This is a genomic window from Microbacterium sp. NPDC090281 (assembly GCF_044769635.1).
In the GTDB taxonomy this organism is placed as follows: domain Bacteria; phylum Actinomycetota; class Actinomycetes; order Actinomycetales; family Microbacteriaceae; genus Microbacterium.
On the sequence record NZ_JBIVYH010000001.1, the window covers coordinates 1,856,155 to 1,872,277 of the forward strand.

The 16,123-nt window shown below is 68.9% G+C and carries 11 protein-coding genes; 7 read left to right on the forward strand and 4 right to left on the reverse strand.

What is annotated here, in order from left to right:
- Positions 1–6 precede the first annotated feature (6 nt).
- A complete protein-coding gene (locus ACIQTX_RS08985) occupies positions 7–879 on the forward strand; it encodes a PHP domain-containing protein (RefSeq protein WP_402971408.1) in 873 nt (290 codons plus the stop codon).
- 63 nt (positions 880–942) lie between these two features.
- A complete protein-coding gene (locus ACIQTX_RS08990; protein WP_402971411.1) occupies positions 943–1,863 on the forward strand; it encodes a DUF817 domain-containing protein in 921 nt (306 codons plus the stop codon).
- Positions 1,864–1,955: 92 nt separating this feature from the next.
- Here ACIQTX_RS08990 and ACIQTX_RS08995 read toward each other — a convergent pair whose 3' ends face one another.
- Complete coding sequence (locus tag ACIQTX_RS08995) at positions 1,956–3,476, reverse strand: DEAD/DEAH box helicase (RefSeq protein WP_402971414.1); 1,521 nt, start codon at positions 3,474–3,476, stop codon at positions 1,956–1,958.
- 196 nt (positions 3,477–3,672) lie between these two features.
- Here ACIQTX_RS08995 and ACIQTX_RS09000 point away from each other — a divergent pair, with 196 nt between their 5' ends.
- Positions 3,673–4,386, forward strand: coding sequence for a ferritin-like fold-containing protein (locus ACIQTX_RS09000; RefSeq protein WP_402971417.1), 714 nt, complete (start codon positions 3,673–3,675; stop codon positions 4,384–4,386).
- A gap of 26 nt (positions 4,387–4,412) precedes the next feature.
- Here ACIQTX_RS09000 and ACIQTX_RS09005 read toward each other — a convergent pair whose 3' ends face one another.
- The gene (locus ACIQTX_RS09005) at positions 4,413–4,700 is read right to left on the reverse strand and encodes a hypothetical protein (protein WP_402971420.1); all 288 of its coding nucleotides are present in this window, start codon (positions 4,698–4,700) and stop codon (positions 4,413–4,415) included.
- 7 nt (positions 4,701–4,707) lie between these two features.
- Entirely contained in the window at positions 4,708–4,932 is a 225-nt protein-coding gene (locus tag ACIQTX_RS09010) for a DUF3107 domain-containing protein (RefSeq protein WP_028503648.1), read from the reverse strand.
- A gap of 161 nt (positions 4,933–5,093) precedes the next feature.
- Between ACIQTX_RS09010 and ACIQTX_RS09015 the strand changes: the two genes are divergently transcribed.
- On the forward strand, positions 5,094–8,315 hold the full coding sequence (locus ACIQTX_RS09015; protein WP_402971423.1) for an ATP-dependent helicase: 3,222 nt from the start codon (positions 5,094–5,096) through the stop codon (positions 8,313–8,315).
- Positions 8,279–11,830 (forward strand): UvrD-helicase domain-containing protein, encoded by a 3,552-nt coding sequence (locus ACIQTX_RS09020; protein WP_402971426.1) that lies wholly within the window; start codon positions 8,279–8,281, stop codon positions 11,828–11,830. The genes ACIQTX_RS09015 and ACIQTX_RS09020 overlap by 37 nt, the downstream gene beginning before the upstream one ends.
- On the opposite strand, the gene ACIQTX_RS09025 is transcribed toward ACIQTX_RS09020, so the two are convergent.
- Positions 11,776–13,137 carry a phosphotransferase gene (locus ACIQTX_RS09025; RefSeq protein ID WP_402971429.1) on the reverse strand — a complete coding sequence of 454 codons (1,362 nt, stop codon included), beginning with the start codon at positions 13,135–13,137 and terminating at the stop codon, positions 11,776–11,778. The two genes, ACIQTX_RS09020 and ACIQTX_RS09025, sit on opposite strands and share 55 nt — an antisense overlap.
- 64 nt (positions 13,138–13,201) lie before the next feature.
- Between ACIQTX_RS09025 and nudC the strand changes: the two genes are divergently transcribed.
- Positions 13,202–14,083, forward strand: coding sequence for an NAD(+) diphosphatase (nudC, locus tag ACIQTX_RS09030; RefSeq protein WP_105526908.1), 882 nt, complete (start codon positions 13,202–13,204; stop codon positions 14,081–14,083).
- Positions 14,080–15,801, forward strand: a complete 1,722-nt coding sequence (locus ACIQTX_RS09035; RefSeq protein WP_105526907.1) for an ATP-dependent helicase — start codon at positions 14,080–14,082, stop codon at positions 15,799–15,801. The genes nudC and ACIQTX_RS09035 overlap by 4 nt, the downstream gene beginning before the upstream one ends.
- The last annotated feature ends 322 nt before the right edge of the window (positions 15,802–16,123 follow it).

Here is a 16,123-nt window from a genome sequence, read left to right on the forward strand (position 1 = left end):
CAGAGGATGGCCACTTCGTCCCAGGGGTTCACAGGTCCCGCCGACCTGCACCTGCACTCCAACCATTCCGATGGCACGGAGTCACCGGCAGAGGTGGTCGCCCAGGCTCACGCGCACGGGGTGCGCACGCTCGCCCTCACCGATCACGACCGCTCCACCGGGTGGACTGAGGCCGGAGACGCTGCCGTCTCGCTCGGGATGACGTTCATCCCGGGGATGGAACTCTCGGCGAAGCACGAGTGGCGCAGCGTCCATGTGCTCGGCTACCTCTTCGACCCGGAGAACGATGCGTTGCGCGCCGAGACCGAACGCATCCGCGGCGATCGGATCGGTCGTGCGGAGCGCATCGTCCGCAACATCGGCCGCGACTACGACCTGCAGTGGGACGACGTGGTCGCCCAGACGACGCTGGATGCGACCGTCGGACGCCCGCATATCGCGGACGCCCTCATCGCCCGTGGCATCGTGCGCGACCGGACCGAGGCCTTCGACGGCATCCTGCACCCACGAGAGGGATACTACGAGCCGCACTACGCCCCCGATCCGCTGACCGCGGTGCGTCTGATCACCGAAGCCGGGGGAGTGGCGATCATCGCGCATCCCGTGACGGCGGGGCGGGACCGCATGATGCCCGTGCCGTTCATCGAGCGACTCATCGCGGCGGGCCTGGGCGGGTTCGAGATCGAGCACCGCGAGAACACGGAGGCGGGCAAGAGGATGCTGCGCGAGATCGCCGCGAAGCACGACCTCATCGTCACCGGCTCGAGCGACTATCACGGCACCGGCAAGCCGAACCGTCCAGGAGAGAACACCACCTCCGAGGAGATGGTGGAAAGGCTCATAGCACGCGGCACCGGCACCGCCCCGCGTTTTCCCTGATCCTCGGCATTCTGTCGGTCACCTCCCGGCGGCCTGTCGAGCGGGACCGATACCGTCCGAGGCATGCAGCGAGCGACTTCCCTGGAGCGACGCGTCGACGCGTGGGCTCATCGCCTCCTCGTCGGCGCTCCGTCCAACGGCATCCGCGCGGGCCTGATCGAGTTCACTGTGTTCGTGGTCAAGCAGGCGTGGGCGTGCATCTTCGGTGCGGCGCTGCTGGTCGTGATCGTCGCGGCGCGCCTCTGGTATCCCGACGATGCAGCGCTCGCCCGCAATGACGCTCTCACGATCGCCGCAGTGCTCATTCAGGTCGCGATGCTGGTGTTCCGACTGGAGAGCGGTCGCGAACTGTGGGTGATCGTGCTCTTTCACATCACCGGCACGGCCATGGAGCTCTTCAAGACCGACGTGGGCTCGTGGGCGTACGCTGCGGATGGATTCCTGCGGATCGGCGGAGTCCCGCTGTACAGCGGATTCATGTATGCGGCCATCGGCTCGTACATGGTCCGCGTGTACCGGTTGTTCGACCTGAGTTTCACGCAGTACCCGCGACGCTGGATGACGGCGATCCTCGCGGCGGCGATCTACGTCAACTTCTTCGCGCACCACTGGTGGTGGGATGCCCGCTGGGTGCTGCTCGCCGGCGTCGTGCTGCTCTGGCTGCCCACGGTGATGCATGCGCGAATCTGGCGCCGGACGATCAGGCTGCCACTGCTCGCGGTGTTCGGGGGAGTCGCCGTGTTCATCTACCTCGCGGAGAACATCGGCACCTGGGCGGGCGCGTGGGCATACCCCGATCAGGCGGAGGGATGGAAGCCGGTGTCACTGAGCAAGCTGAGTTCGTGGTTCCTGTTGATGATCATCTCGGTCGTTCTCGTCGCCTGGGTGTATCCGCCACAAGTCCCCGCCCGGTTGCTGCGCGACTCCGGGGACGGCGCTGTCGGCGTCGACGAGGTCAGGGGACAGCGGGCCGGGATCGAGTGACCTCCGACCGGCATCGCGTTCCGCACACACGAAGGGCGCTTACGGCCGGGAAGGACTCCCGGCCGTAAGCGCCCTTGAGGTCAGTGCGGGGTTCAGGCTCCGGTGACGGGAGCGGCGCCCGCGCCAGAGCCGCCACGGCGGCGACGACGACGACGAGCCGGAGTCGGCTTTCCGTCGTGGTGCTCCTTGCCGGCACCGTCATGCGTACCGGCGCCCTCGGCGCTGCGGTCTGCCGACGGAGCGGACTGTCCCTCGTCGGACACGGCCTCGGTGGGGCCCTCTGCGAACGTCGAGCCGACCGGGGTGGTGCTGTTGCGACGGCGACGACGGCGACGCGTACCGGTCTCATCGGTGCCCTCGGCCGCGACATCTGCCGCGCGCTCGGGGCGACGCGTGCGCTCGGTCTTCACGGATTCGGTCTTCGGGGCCGACCTCAGACGGCCCTTCGTGCCCTGGGGGATGTTGAGATCTTCGTACAGGTGCGGGCTCGACGAGTACGTCTCGATCGGCTCGGGCTGGCCGAACTCCAGGGCACGGTTGATCAGGGCCCACTTGTGCAGGTCTTCCCAGTCGACGAAGGTCACCGCGATGCCGGTCTTGCCGGCGCGACCCGTACGACCTGCGCGGTGCAGATACGTCTTGTCCTCGTCGGGGATGGTGTGGTTGATGACGTGCGTCACGTCGTCGACGTCGATGCCTCGGGCGGCCACGTCGGTCGCGACGAGCACGTCACGCTTGCCCGCCTTGAACGCGGCCATCGAACGCTCGCGCTGGTCCTGGCCCATGTCGCCGTGCACACCGCCGACGTTGAAGCCGCGGTCGCCGAGCTCGTCGACGAGGCGCTGGGCCGCACGCTTGGTGCGTGTGAAGATCACGGTCTTGCCGCGACCCTCTGCCTGCAGGATGCGGGCGATGACCTCGTCCTTGTCCATCGAGTGCGCGCGGTAGACGAGGTGCTTGATATTCGCCTGCGTGAGGCCCTCGTCGGGGTCGTTCGCGCGGATGTGGATCGGGTTGGTCATGAAGCGACGTGCCAGAGCGACGATCGGTCCTGGCATGGTCGCGGAGAACAGCTGCGTGTGCCGGACCGCCGGGACCTTCTGGAAGATCTTCTCGATGTCGGCGAGGAAGCCGAGGTCGAGCATCTTGTCGGCCTCGTCGAGTACGACCTCAGTCGCGTTCGACAGATCGAGCAGTCGCTGGCCCGCGAGGTCGATCAGACGACCGGGCGTGCCGACGACGATCTGCGCGCCGGCCTTGAGCTGGTCGATCTGGCCTTCGTATGCCTTGCCGCCGTAGATGGCGACGACGCTGGTTGAGCGGTTGCTGGTGAGCAGGTCGATGTCTTCGTACACCTGCACCGCGAGCTCACGCGTCGGCACCACGATGAGTGCCTTGACGCCGTGCTCCGGGTCTTTTCCGAGGCGCTGGACGACCGGGATGCCGAAGCCGAAGGTCTTTCCGGTTCCGGTCTTCGCCTGACCGATGATGTCCTGGCCGGGAAGGCCGAGGGGGATGGTCTGCTCCTGGATGGGGAACGCGTCGATGATGCCCTTGGCGGCGAGTGCGTCGACGATGTCCTGATCGACGCCGAGATCAGCGAAAGTTGTCACTATATTCAGATTGCCTGTCCGGCGACCCTGCGGGATCGCCACGTTAACGGATCCACGCCGTCTCTTGTGCCACAGGCGCGGGGCCCCGCTCCGACGGCGGGGACACGCCCAGCCTACCCGAGGGGTGCCGCCGACCAGGAAGGACGCCCGCGCACGAGTATTGTGAACGACGTGGTGGACTCGGGAGGACGACCTCGTGGTTAAGTGGTTCTGGCAGCGCGAAGACGCGCCGAGGCGCACCCTCGCCCTGCGCGGCAGGGGTGAGCAGGGTGACACGACGCGCATCGACTTCGCCGAACTCGCCCCGGAGCTCAACCGTTTCCTCGGCCAGGCCGCCTACCTGCAGCTGGGTTACTTCGAGACGCTCACCCGCCTCATCCGCGCCACGCCTGAGCTGTCGGAGAAGGAATCGCTGTCGCGCGCGGCCGGCGCAGCCCTGACCAAGCACCGCGGGATCGTCGAGCTCATCGCCGAGCGTGGCGACGACCCGACGCAGCTGATGCTCCCGTTCCGGGAGAACCTCGACGCGTTCCGCCGCAAGACGATCGGCGCCCGCCCTCGGGAGACGCTGCTCGCGGTGTACACCACGGCCGGGATGCTCGACGACTTCTATCTCGCGCTGGCCTCCAGCTACGGCGATACAGGGCGTCGCGTGGCCGAGATCCTCCGCGAAGACGACGCTCGTCACGAGATCGTCGCGATCATGCAGGAGACGATCGAGAGCGACGAGGAGTGGCGCTCACTGCTGTCGATGTGGGCACGTCGCCTGGTCGGCGACACGATTCTCGTCTGCCGTTCGGCCCTTCGGCCGGAGCGTCTCGACGTCGACGAAGAGCGTATCGAACCGGTCTACACCGAGCTGATGGGCGCGCACGCGCGACGGATGGACGCGATGGGCCTCGCTTCCTAGGCGAAACCTCGTCGGCTCAGCGTCGGTCAGATGCCGAGCGCGACCCTGGCCTCAGCATCCGAGCGCTTGCGGAGCACGGTGAGGGCCAGTGCGGCGAGCCCCGCGATGAGGGCAGCGCCGAGCACGCTCGCAAGCCACAGCCAGATGCTCTCCTCACCGACGCCGGCCCACTGCAGGCCGGTGTACGTGATCGCCGATACGGCGGTCGCGATCGCAGGAACGAGTGCCACGCCGCGCAGCTGCCGGTCGGGGATCAGGAAGTGCGCGGCGATACCCAGAGCGCACGCGCCGATGAGTGCGAGGAGGATGTACATCGACGGTTCAGGCGACGAAGCCCACGCGGCGCGATTCCTCGGTGCCCAGCTCGATGTAGGCGAGGTTCGCGGTGGGGACGATGTAGGAGTTGCCCTTCACGTCGGCGAAGCTCACGTGAGTCGTGCTCTGCTCCAGCGCTGCGGTGACCTGAGTGCGGACCTCGTCGGCGCTCGCGCCGGTGTCGAAGCTCAGTTCACGGCCGGTGTTGATGATGCCGATGCGGATTTCCACGCGTGCTCCTTGAAGTTCGGGGACTGCGCCAACTCTACCCCGCGCGCACCGGGCCGGATCGGCCCTCATGGCCGGTTTCGCCGTGAGCGCACAGACGGGGACGAGGATGTATCGGGCGCGGCCGGACGACGATGTCCGCGCGTCCGGATAGCGTGGAGGACATGACACCGGATGCCGCTCAGCGTGCTGTGATCGCCGCCGAGCCGACCGCGTCCGGGGTCATCATCGGTGCACCGGGAACCGGGAAGACGTCCACCCTCATCGACCGGGTCGTGCACCTGCTCGATGCCGAGGCGATGCACCCGGAGCAGGTGCTCGCCCTCACCCCGAACCGTCAGGCGGCGACGGCGCTGCGAGACCGGATCGGGGTGCGGATCGGTCAGGCGACCCCTGGGCCGCTGGCACGATCGCTGGGCTCTTTCGCGTTCCAGCTGGTGCGCGGGGCGATGGTGCGAGAGGGGGCAGAGCCGCCCGCGCTGCTCACCGGTGCCGATCAGGACCGGATCATCGCGGAGCTGCTGGCAGGGGATGCGGAGGACGAGCGGATCCGCTGGCCCGATGCGCTGAGCGCCTCCGTGCGCGCTTCGAAGGGCTTCAGGTCGGAGCTGCGGGCGTTCCTCGCCGAGTGCACCGAGATCGGGGCGACTGCGGATGAGCTGCGGGCATCCGGCAACGAGGTCTGGGCCGCGTCAGCGGATTTCCTCGTGGAGTACCGCGCTGTGCTCGACGCGCTCCGAGCCGCCCACCGTGACGCCGCCGATCTGCTGAGCGAGGCGAGCATGATCCTCCAGACGGCGGAGGCGACGACCCTCGGCGCCCTCGCGCCTCTGCGGGTCGTGCTCATCGACGATGCCCAGGAGCTCACCCGAGGAGGGATCGGCATCGTGCGGGCTCTGCGCAGCCGCGGGATCGCCGTGCTCGCATTCGGCGACCCCGACATCTCTTCCGGATCGTTCCGCGGCGCCAGTCCCGAGCTCTTCGCCCAGCTCGCCGGCGTGCTGGGCGAGGTGCACGTGCTCGACGGCACGCATCGCCAGCGATCGGCTCTCACGGCTCTCACACGCACGGTGACGCAGGCGATCGGTGTGTCCGGCCGCGTCGAGCACCGCCGGGCGCCCGTGCCGGTGACCGCCGACGAGGTCGATGCCGGAGTCTCGACCTTTCTGGCGCCTTCGCCCTACGAAGAGCTCGATCGCATCGCCGGGGTAATGCGAGGCTGGCACCTCACCGACGGGATCCGCTGGGATCGGATGGCGGTCATCGCGCACGACACCCGCCAGGTGACCACGCTCGAGACCGAGCTGGCGGCACGAGAGATCCCGACACGCGCCGCCGGGGTGCAGCGCCCGCTCGGCAGCGAAGGGATCGTGCGCGACATCGTCGGCATCGTGCGGCTGGCCCTGACTCCGGTCGATGAGCGCACATCACAGGCACTCGAAGAGGCGATGCGCACCCCGTTCGGCGGGACGGATGCGATCGGACTGCGGAGACTGCGTGCTCGACTCCGGCACATCGAGCTCGAGCAGGGAGGCTCGACGCCGGCCCGCGAACTGCTGCGTCAGGCGATGGCGAATCCGTCACACCTCACGCTGATCGACGCGCCGGAGTCGCGCACCGCCGAGCGCTTCGCCGAGACGATCGAGGCCGTCGCGCGCGGTGCGGCCTCCGGCGAGACGATCCACGACCTGCTGTGGCGGGTGTGGGATCAGGCGCGCGCCGTCGACGGCAGGCGGCTGCAGGTCGCCTGGCGCGAGATCTCGTTGCTGCCGACCGGTGCGGAGACCGCGCGCTCGCTCGATGCGCTGGTGTCGCTGTTCGATGCCGCGAAGCGCTTCGTCGAGCGCACGCCCAACGAGAAGCCCGAGACGTTCGTGCGGGACATCCTCGACAGCGAGGTCCCCGAAGACTCGCTGTCCACTCCTGACCGGCCGGGAAAGGTCACACTGCTGACTCCGGCTACGGCGCTGGGGACGGAGTTCGACGCGGTCGTCGTCGCCGGGGTGCAAGACGGCATCTGGCCGAACGTACGGCTGCGCGGCGGTCTGCTCCAGACGTGGCGTCTGGCCGACGCGATCCAGGCCGCACGCACGGGGGAGTTCATCGAGCCGCCAGGAGCTCTGGATCGGCGGCGTGCAGCGTTGCACGACGAGCTGCGGCTGTTCGTCCGCGCCGTGTCGAGGGCGCGCGACCGACTCCTGATCACGGCAGTGGACGATGACGACCTGACGCCCAGCGCGTTCTTCGGCTTCCTGCCTGCCCCTGAGCCACCGGAGCGACATGCCTCGGCCGAGCATCCGCTCACTCTGCGGGGTCTGGTCGCACGGCATCGACGCACCCTCACCACGGCCCGCGCGGAATCGACTCGACGAGACGCCGCCGGACAGCTCGCCGTGCTCGCACGGGAGGGCGTCCCCGGCGCTGATCCCGGCGAGTGGTACGGAGTGACACCTGCTTCCACCGATGCGCCGTTGCGGGATCTGGCCGTCGCCGGCGCGCGGGTGTCGCCGTCGAAGATGGAGTCCTATGAGGAGTGCGGCCTGAACTGGGTCGTCTCGGCTCTCGGTGGCGACACGGTGATGCCCCCGACCGCCGGCATCGGCACGATCGTCCATGAGGCGATGGAGCGGGTTCCAGACGGCGACCTCGAGCAGATGCGGGCGATCGTCGCCGAGCATTGGCCGGAGCTCGACTTCGAAACCGAGTGGATCGGCCGCAAAGAGCGACGTCGTGCCGACCTGCTCGTCAGTCGGCTGCACACGTATCTGGGCGATGTGCGCCGGGAGGGCGGACGTGTGATCGGCAGCGAGATGGAGTTCCGCTTCGCCGTCGACGTCGCAGCCGCGGCCGACACCGAATCCGCTCCCGCCGTGCACCCGGTGGGAGACGACAGTGCGAATCAGGCGATCATCCACGGGTACATCGACCGCGTCGAGGCATACCCCGCCGGCGCCGGCGAGCACGCCCAGGCCCGAGGACGCGGATGGGAGCGGATGTCCGGTGGTCAGGACGGTCCGACGGTTGTCGTCGACCTGAAGACCGGGAAGAACGACCCGGAGTCAGACTCCGGGGTGCTCGAACATGCGCAGCTGGCCGCCTATCAGGTGGCTGTCCAGCAGGGATTGGTCGAGGGGGCTCCGCCGGAGTCGTTGGCAGGGGCGCGCCTCGTCATCGTCTCGAAGACCCTCGCGAAGAGCGACTACCGCATCGCGCATCAGCACACACTCGATGACGAGTCGCGTTCGGCATTCCTGCGGCGGGTGTCGCATGCCGCCCACGGGATGACGGCATCGAGCTTCACCGCGCAGGTCGAGTCGCACTGCGCCGACACCCAGCGTCGCGTGCATCCATGTCGCATCCACACGGTGCCGGCGGTGAGCTCGTGACGGGCTGGAGCGGCGGCGAGGGCATCTCTGCGACCGACATCGCCGCGGCGCTCGGCCTGCCTTCGCCCACGCCTGCCCAACAGCGGGTGATCGAAGCGCCGCCGGAGCCTGCCCTCGTCGTGGCCGGCGCGGGCAGCGGCAAGACCGAGACGATGTCGGGGCGTGTGGTCTGGCTCGTCGCCAACGGGCATGTCCGGCGAGACGAGATCCTCGGCCTCACCTTCACTCGAAAGGCTGCGGGGGAGCTCGCGGAGCGGATCAGTCATCGCCTCGCGGTCATCGATGAGTACGGACGCCGGGGCTTGCTGCCCCACCTTGCCGCGATCGTGGCAGAGGGCTCGCTCCGCCGAGTCGACGAGGCCGCGCAGGGTCGGCAACGTGAACTGGTGCGCGCGCATGTGCTCGATGAGCTCGCCGCGCATCGCGTCACCGGGTGGGACCCTGTGACGCCTCGGTCGGCCGAAGATCTGATGATCCGCCCTCGGGTCTCGACCTACAACGCCTTCGCCGACGGCATCGTCCGCGAGCACGCGGCGCGCATCGGTCGGGATCCCGACGTGGCGATGCTCTCTCAGGCCGCCTCCTGGATGCTGGCGCGCGAGGTCGTGCTCCGCAGTGACATCCCGGAACTGGAGAGCATCGAGTTCGCGCTGGGCACTGTCATCGATGCTGTGCAACGACTCGCGGGAGACGCCCTCGATCATCGGGTGGACCTCGATCTGGCTCAACGCATCGCGCACGAGCAGGCCGTCGCGTTCGAGCCGTACCGCGGCAACGGCGATGTCGAGAAGGCGGCGATGAACCTTCTCAGCCTGCCGACGCTGTCACGCCTGGTACGCGACTACATCGCGGAGAAGGAACGGCGTGGAGTGCTGGACTTCGCGGACCAGGTCAGCGGCGCCTACGACATCGTCGAGTCTGCACCGGACGTGCGCGCCGAGCTGCGTGAGCAGCACCGCGTCGTGCTGCTGGACGAGTATCAGGACACGTCCGTCATCCAGACGCGTTTCCTCGCAGAACTCTTCCGGGACTCCGCGGTGATGGCGGTCGGGGATCCCCATCAGTCGATCTACGGCTGGCGGGGTGCGAGCGCCGACAACCTCTATGCCTTCTCCCGGACCTTCTCGAGCACCGCGACGGCAGAGACCTACAGCCTCATGACGAGCTGGCGGAACGACCGCGGCATCCTCGACATCGCGAACAGCGTGCTGAGCCCGCTACAGCGGCCAGGGCTCGATGTACCGCCTCTCGAGCCCCGCCCGGGAGCGGGCGATGGCACCGTGACCGTGGAGTATCCGTTCACGGTCGATGAGGAGGCATCCGCGGTGGCGGAGTGGTTCGCCCAGCGTCGGGCTGCACACGAGGCCCGCGGTTCCGGCTCCGGCGAGACGCAAGGGGCGAGACCGCACACCGGGGCGATCCTCTTCCGGTCGAAGCGGCACATGCAGACCTTCGCGGCCGCGCTCGCCGCTCGCCGCATCCCGCACCGCATCCTGGGCTTGGGCGGATTGCTCGCGACGCCGGAGGTGGTCGACGTCGTCTCGACTCTGCGGGTCGTGCACGACCCGACCGCGGGCTCGGCGCTGATCCGTCTGCTCACGGGGCCACGCTTCGGAGTCGGCGTGGCCGACATGGCTGCTCTCTACGATCTCGGTCGCACGCTCTCCGAGCGCGACACCGCGATGGCGCCGTTGCCCGAAGAGGTACGGGCACGGTTGCGCTCCTCGCGCGGCGCCGACGAAGCAGTCTCCATCATCGATGCGGTCGACGTGGTGCGGGCGGTGCGTGACGACTATCGGCTGCTCGAGACGATCACCCCCGACGGTCGCGTACGGGTGCGTGCGGCAGGCGAGATGCTGGAACGGCTTCGCCGTGCGTCCTCGCAGCCGATCCCGGAGCTGATCCGTCTCATCGAGCTCGAGCTGCGGCTGGACATCGAGCTGGCCGCGAACGAGACCAGAGGGCCGGCTCGCATCGCGGCGACGCAGCTGAGAGCCTTCGCCGATGAGGTGCGGGCGTTCCTCGCCGCAGACGAACGGGGGAGTATCGGCAGCCTGCTCGCCTGGCTCGACAAGGCCGAGAGCACGGATGAGCTGATGCCTCGTCCTGAGCCTCCGGAGGCCGGGGTCGTGCAGCTGCTCACGATCCACGGGTCGAAGGGGCTGGAGTGGGACGCCGTCGCGGTGGTCCGCCTCGTGGTCGACGAACTTCCCAGCCGCGTGTCCGACACCTCCGGCTGGTTCGGGTTCGGCGTCGTGCCGTTCGCTCTGCGAGGTGATCGCGATGCGCTGCCCCGCTTCGAGTGGGATCCGGTGGAGGCGATGGGCGACGAGGCCGATCCCGACAAACGTCAGAAGCTCGCTCAGGCTTCGTTGTCGGGAGGGGCTACGAAGGCCAATCCGCAGGGCGGTGCACTCAAGCGCTTCAAAGACGCCTACCGCACCTACCAGCAGCAGGAGGAGCGGCGTCTCGCGTATGTCGCGGTCACCCGTGCGCGGACCGATCTGCTGCTCAGTGGTGCGCACTGGGCGGGGCAGAAGGCGCCGCGTACACCGAGTCCCTATCTCGCCGAGGCTATCGAGGTGCGGGGGCTCGATCCCATCGAGACGGTGGATCCGGATGAGAACCCCTATGACGGCCCCGGAGCAACCCTTCGTTGGCCGCTCGACCCGCTGGGTGCGCGGCGAGAAGTCGTCGCTGCGGCCGCTGCTGTGGTGGGCGAGGCGACCCGTTCCGGTACGGCTGAGCCGTCGATCGAACTCACGCGTCTGCTCGCGGAGCGTGCGGCCCGCCAGCGCGGTACCGACGCTGAGGCCCCCACCCGCGTGCCGGCATCGCGATTCAAGGACTACGTCACCGACTTCTCCGGCACGCTGTCGTCGATCGTCAGGCCGATGCCCGAGCGACCGTACCGGCAGACTCGCCTCGGCACCCTTTTCCACGCCTGGGTCGAGCAGCGCTCCGAGCTCGTCGGCGTCGGCAGCCGCGTCGACGAGGCGCTCTGGGAGATCGATGCCGACGAGGTGCCCCCCGATCCCGCGCATGCCACGACGCAGGCACCCGACGGGCCGGGCGCCGCTGCCGACGCTGCCGACCTCTCGGTTCTGCAGGAGATCTTCGAGCGCAGCGAATGGGGCGGGCTGAAACCGATCGCCGTGGAGATCGAGATCGACTTCGCACTCGGTGCCGGTCTGCCCGAGAACGACGGCGAACCACGATCCCACATCGTCATCTGCAAGCTCGACGCCGTGTACCGACGGGCTGATCGCGGTGGACGCATCGAGATCGTCGACTGGAAGACGGGTAAGGCTCCGCGCACAGCGAAGGAACGCGACGAGCGGATGCTGCAGCTCGCGCTCTATCGACTCGCGTACCACCGTCGTTTCGACGTGCCGCTGGACGACATCGATGTGGCGTTGTACTACGTGGCGGACGACCTGATCATCCGCGGCGATCGCGTCTACTCCGAGGAGGAGCTCTTCCATCGCTGGAGTGCTGCTCGCGCCGCACGCTGAGCCTCGTTCGAGTCAGCCTCGTCGTACTCGGCGCCCGTGTCCGACGCGCTAGGACGCGATCCGTTGCGGTCGTCGGCGGCATGGGTTCCTGCGAAGATGCTCCTCGCGGCCGACAGGTCCTCGGTCTCGACGTTCAGCATCTCGGAACGGTGGCCGCTGTCATCCTGATCCCGATCGGCTGCGGCATCGGGCAAGGGCTCAGCGGAGGCCGTGTCGGTCTGGGTCGAGTCCGACTCCTCCGGCATCTCGATCCACAGCTCTTCGGGGTTGTAGGCATCGGTGTGCATCGAGGTGTCGACCTCGACGACGGCGTCCTTGGGCACGCGGTCGAGCGCATCCAGGGCGGAGTCGACGCCGGCGCTGCGTTCTTCGATGATGCTGAGGTCTTCGGAGTGCAGTCCCTCGGCGAGGGCGACGAGCAGGGTTGCCGCATCGTCGACGATGTCGGGCCGGTGCATCGAGTCGCCGTGCACGAGCCACCGCGCGAACTCCAGCTCGGCGAGCAGGCGAGCGCGCACCTCGAGACCGCCGTCCGGCGCCCGGTCGATGGAGCGCGCGTAGGCGGCGTGCACGTCGTCGGAGGCTTCGGCCGCGGCAGAAAGCCAGGAGAGATCGACGGCGGGGTCCCCGACGGAGAGCCCGTGCCAGCCGAGGAGGCCGACGACCTCCGGCCCGCGTTCGGGGTCATCCTGGAACAGGAACGAGGTCGCCTGGACGCCGCCGAGCACCACGGTCGACTCGAACCGCCACAGGTCGTCGTCAGCGACGGCATCGCGCCAGCGGACGGTCAGACGAGCGGGAACCCGGCCGGTGGCCGCCGCGGTGTCGATCAGCCGCTCGAGTTCTGCGCGACTCTCCTCGGCGCTGCGAGTGGTGAGTCCTGCACCGCGGACGACGGAAGTGGGCAGCCCGTGCACTGCGGCGATCGACGTACCCATCGACTCCGCTGCGCCGCGCCCGGCCGGTACCATCGCGGCCTCGATCTGGAAACCGGGGAGGAGCTCTGTGACGAGCGCGCGTCCGTCGCCGATGCGCGTCTCGCCGATGTAGGCGGGGGCGCGGAAGGGGAGCATGGCCCGCGCGCCGTCGGTCAGCGCGCGCAGCGCGATCGCCTCGGCCGCGAGTTCGCGCGCCGTCTCATCGTCGTCGGCGACGCGGATCGCGAGTTCACGGCCGTCTGCCAGCGTGGCGATGGCCGAGTCGAAGCGTCCGTCGCCGTCTGCACTCAGACCGCGGGCGCCGGTGACCTCCGCCCCGGGCAGTGCGGCGGTCACTGCCGCGGCTAGAGTGAATGGAGAGCGTCCCATGCCCCCAGGGTAGGTGGGCTCAGGGGCGGTCCCGCCTCCGCCACGCCCGTGAAAGAGGGAGTCGATGACCATTCAGCGCCCGTCCCTCGACCGTGCAGCCGAACTCCGCGAGGAGCCGGACGTGCTCGATCGCCTGCGCGACGACCCGATGACCCGCGTGATCGTGGTGCGTGAAGGCCGGGTCCGAGTCGTCGATTCCGCATTGCTGCGAGTTCCGCCCGCAGCGGTCGTGGAAGCGACGTGGGCTCTTCTGGGACGCGATGCCGACGGCTCGGTGCTGCTGTTGGCGGCTGCCCCGCCGGAGACCGAAGCGCTCGACGCCGCACCCGATGAGATCTGGCTCGGGCTGCGCGACCTCGGCGGACGCATCGACGGGCAGGAGTCAGAGCTGCTCATCGGTGCCATCGCCCTCGCCGGCTGGCTTCGCGATGCACCGTTCTGCCCGACGTGCGGTGGGGGGACAGAACTTCAACAAGCCGGGTGGTCTCGGCGCTGTCTCGTATGCGGCCGCCAGCACTTTCCCCGCACGGATCCGGCCGTGATCGTCGCCGTCGAGAGCCGCGACGGCGAACGCCTTCTGCTCGGAGCCAACGCGAACTGGGGCGGACGGATGTTCTCCTGCTTCGCGGGCTTCACCGAGGCAGGGGAGTCGCTCGAATCGACCGCGTACCGCGAGATCGAGGAGGAGTCAGGGGTGCGTCTGTCCGCCCTGCGATACATCTCCTCTCAGGCCTGGCCGTTCCCGCGGTCGCTCATGGTCGGGTTCCGTGCGATCGTCGATGACGAGTCAGCGGCGCGCCCCGACGGTGAGGAGATCATCGAGGTGCGCTGGTTCACGCGCGCCGAGATCGGATCCGCGCTCGCCGGAGACGGACCGGTCGGACTCCCAGGTCCCGCATCGATCGCCCGCGCCCTGATCATCGACTGGTACGAGGATCGCGCGTGAGCGCACTCGATGCCCTCGACGAGCGGCAGCGGGCGGCAGCATCCGTGTTGCGAGGACCCGTCGCCGTGCTCGCTGGAGCAGGGACCGGAAAGACGCGCGTCATCACGCACCGCATCGCGCACGGTGTCGATACCGGTGCGTATTCGCCGTCGCGTGTGATGGCGGTCACCTTCACCGCCAAAGCCGCGGGCGAGCTCCGGGGCCGGCTACGCGCGCTCGGCGTGGAGGGGGTCGCCGCCCGCACCTTCCACGCGACCGCGCTTGCGCAGTTGAATTTCTTCTGGCCCACGTTGGCCGGCTCGCCGGCCCCGTCGATCATCGACAACAAGGTGCGGATGCTGGGGCAGGCAGCCGATGCGATCCGCCTTCGGCCCACCACCGCGACCCTCCGTGACATCGCCTCCGAGATCGAGTGGCGCAAGGTCTCGATGCTCTCCATCGACCAGTACGCCGCGCTCGGACGCCCCATCAGCGGGGTCGACGCCGGCCAGCTCGTCGAGCTGATGCGCGGGTACGAGGCGCTGAAGGACGACCGTCGCCAGCTCGACTTCGAAGACGTGCTCCTCGCGTGCGCCGGCATGCTGGAGGCCGAGCCGCGGGTCGCCGCCTCCGTCCACGAGCAGTACCGTCACTTCACCGTCGACGAGTTCCAGGACGTCTCTCCGCTGCAGAACCGCCTGCTCGAACTCTGGCTCGGTGACCGGCACGACATCTGCGTGGTCGGCGACGCCAGCCAGACCATCTACTCGTTCGCCGGCGCCGAGCAGCGATTCCTGCTCGAGTTCGAGCGTCGTCACCCTGACGCCACCGTGGTGCGGCTGGAGACGAACTACCGATCCCAGCCCCCGATCCTCACGGTGGCGAACGCTCTGATGCACGGCCGCGCAGGTGCTCTTGAGCTCGTGCCCGCGCGGGAGCAGTTCACCGCGGATGCTCCGACGGTCACCGCATACGACACGGAGGGTGAGGAAGCGGCGGGTATCGCCGCAGCGATCTCCGCGCGTATCGAGGCTGGTGCCTCCCCTTCGGAGATCGCGGTGCTCTACCGCGCCCACGCCCAGTCCGCCGTGCTGCAGCAGGCCCTCGGCGCCGAGGGCATCGCGACGTCGGTTCTGGGAGGGACCCGCTTCTTCTCGATGCCGGAGGTGCGTCAGGCGATCCTCGCGCTGCGCGCTGCTGCCGTCGCTCCGAGCGAACAGGGGTTCCTGCCTGGGGTGCAGCGAGTGCTGCGTGAGCTCGGTCTCACCGAGGAGCCGCCGGCGGCCGGTGGTGCTCAACGCGGCGGCTGGGAGGCGCGACGCGCCATCCTGAGGCTCGCGGAAGAGGCCGGACCCGACGCGAACCTGCGCAGCTTCAGCGACGCGCTGATGGCGCGGGCGAAGGACCAGCACGAGCCGACGATGCGCACGGTGACCCTGTCGACCCTGCATGCGGCGAAGGGGCTCGAATGGGCCCACGTGCACCTGGCTGGGTGGGCCGAGGGCTCATTGCCCATCTCGTACGCGACGACCTTCGAGTCGATCGACGAGGAACGGCGTCTGGCCTATGTAGGTGTCACGCGCGCCGCGCGAACGTTGGCGCTGTCGTGGTCGAGATCTGCGGGGCGGGGGGAGCGGTCCCCGTCGCGGTTCCTCGCTGAGATGGGTACCACGACCCGCGGCACCGGCATTCTTCGTGAAACGACACCGAACGCCACTCGCGCGAACCGTCCTCGCTGACGCGCACCAGACGCCCATCCGAACTCGTGTTCGCGGTGAGGAGCAGGGCGGTGAGCCGCGCGGCCTCAGCGACCTGAGCAGCGCGGATCGGGCCGGGGTCGCGGCCGATCATCTGCGTGTGCAGCAGCGGCCATGCCGGATCGAGATCCCTGGCGTGGGCATCACGACAGGTGAGACACGCCGAAGCACCGGGGTCGACGAGCGGTCCGATGGTCACACGGCCCGGCTCGAACGACACCGGGAGGTGGGCGATGTCCTCGCGCAGGTAGCGGGCGAACTGCAGGGCGGCAGCGGCTCCCTGCACGAGCACGACACCGACGCC

Bases quoted from the DNA above. Each gene is read 5' to 3' on its own strand.
- ACIQTX_RS08985 (WP_402971408.1), top strand. From the start codon at position 7: ATGGCCACTTCGTCCCAGGGGTTCACAGGTCCCGCCGACCTGCACCTG.
- ACIQTX_RS08990 (WP_402971411.1), top strand. From the start codon at position 943: ATGCAGCGAGCGACTTCCCTGGAGCGACGCGTCGACGCGTGGGCTCAT.
- ACIQTX_RS09005 (WP_402971420.1), bottom strand. From the start codon at position 4,700: ATGTACATCCTCCTCGCACTCATCGGCGCGTGCGCTCTGGGTATCGCC.
- ACIQTX_RS09015 (WP_402971423.1), top strand. From the start codon at position 5,094: ATGACACCGGATGCCGCTCAGCGTGCTGTGATCGCCGCCGAGCCGACC.
- ACIQTX_RS09020 (WP_402971426.1), top strand. From the start codon at position 8,279: ATGTCGCATCCACACGGTGCCGGCGGTGAGCTCGTGACGGGCTGGAGC.
- ACIQTX_RS09025 (WP_402971429.1), bottom strand. From the start codon at position 13,137: ATGGGACGCTCTCCATTCACTCTAGCCGCGGCAGTGACCGCCGCACTG.
- nudC (WP_105526908.1), top strand. From the start codon at position 13,202: ATGACCATTCAGCGCCCGTCCCTCGACCGTGCAGCCGAACTCCGCGAG.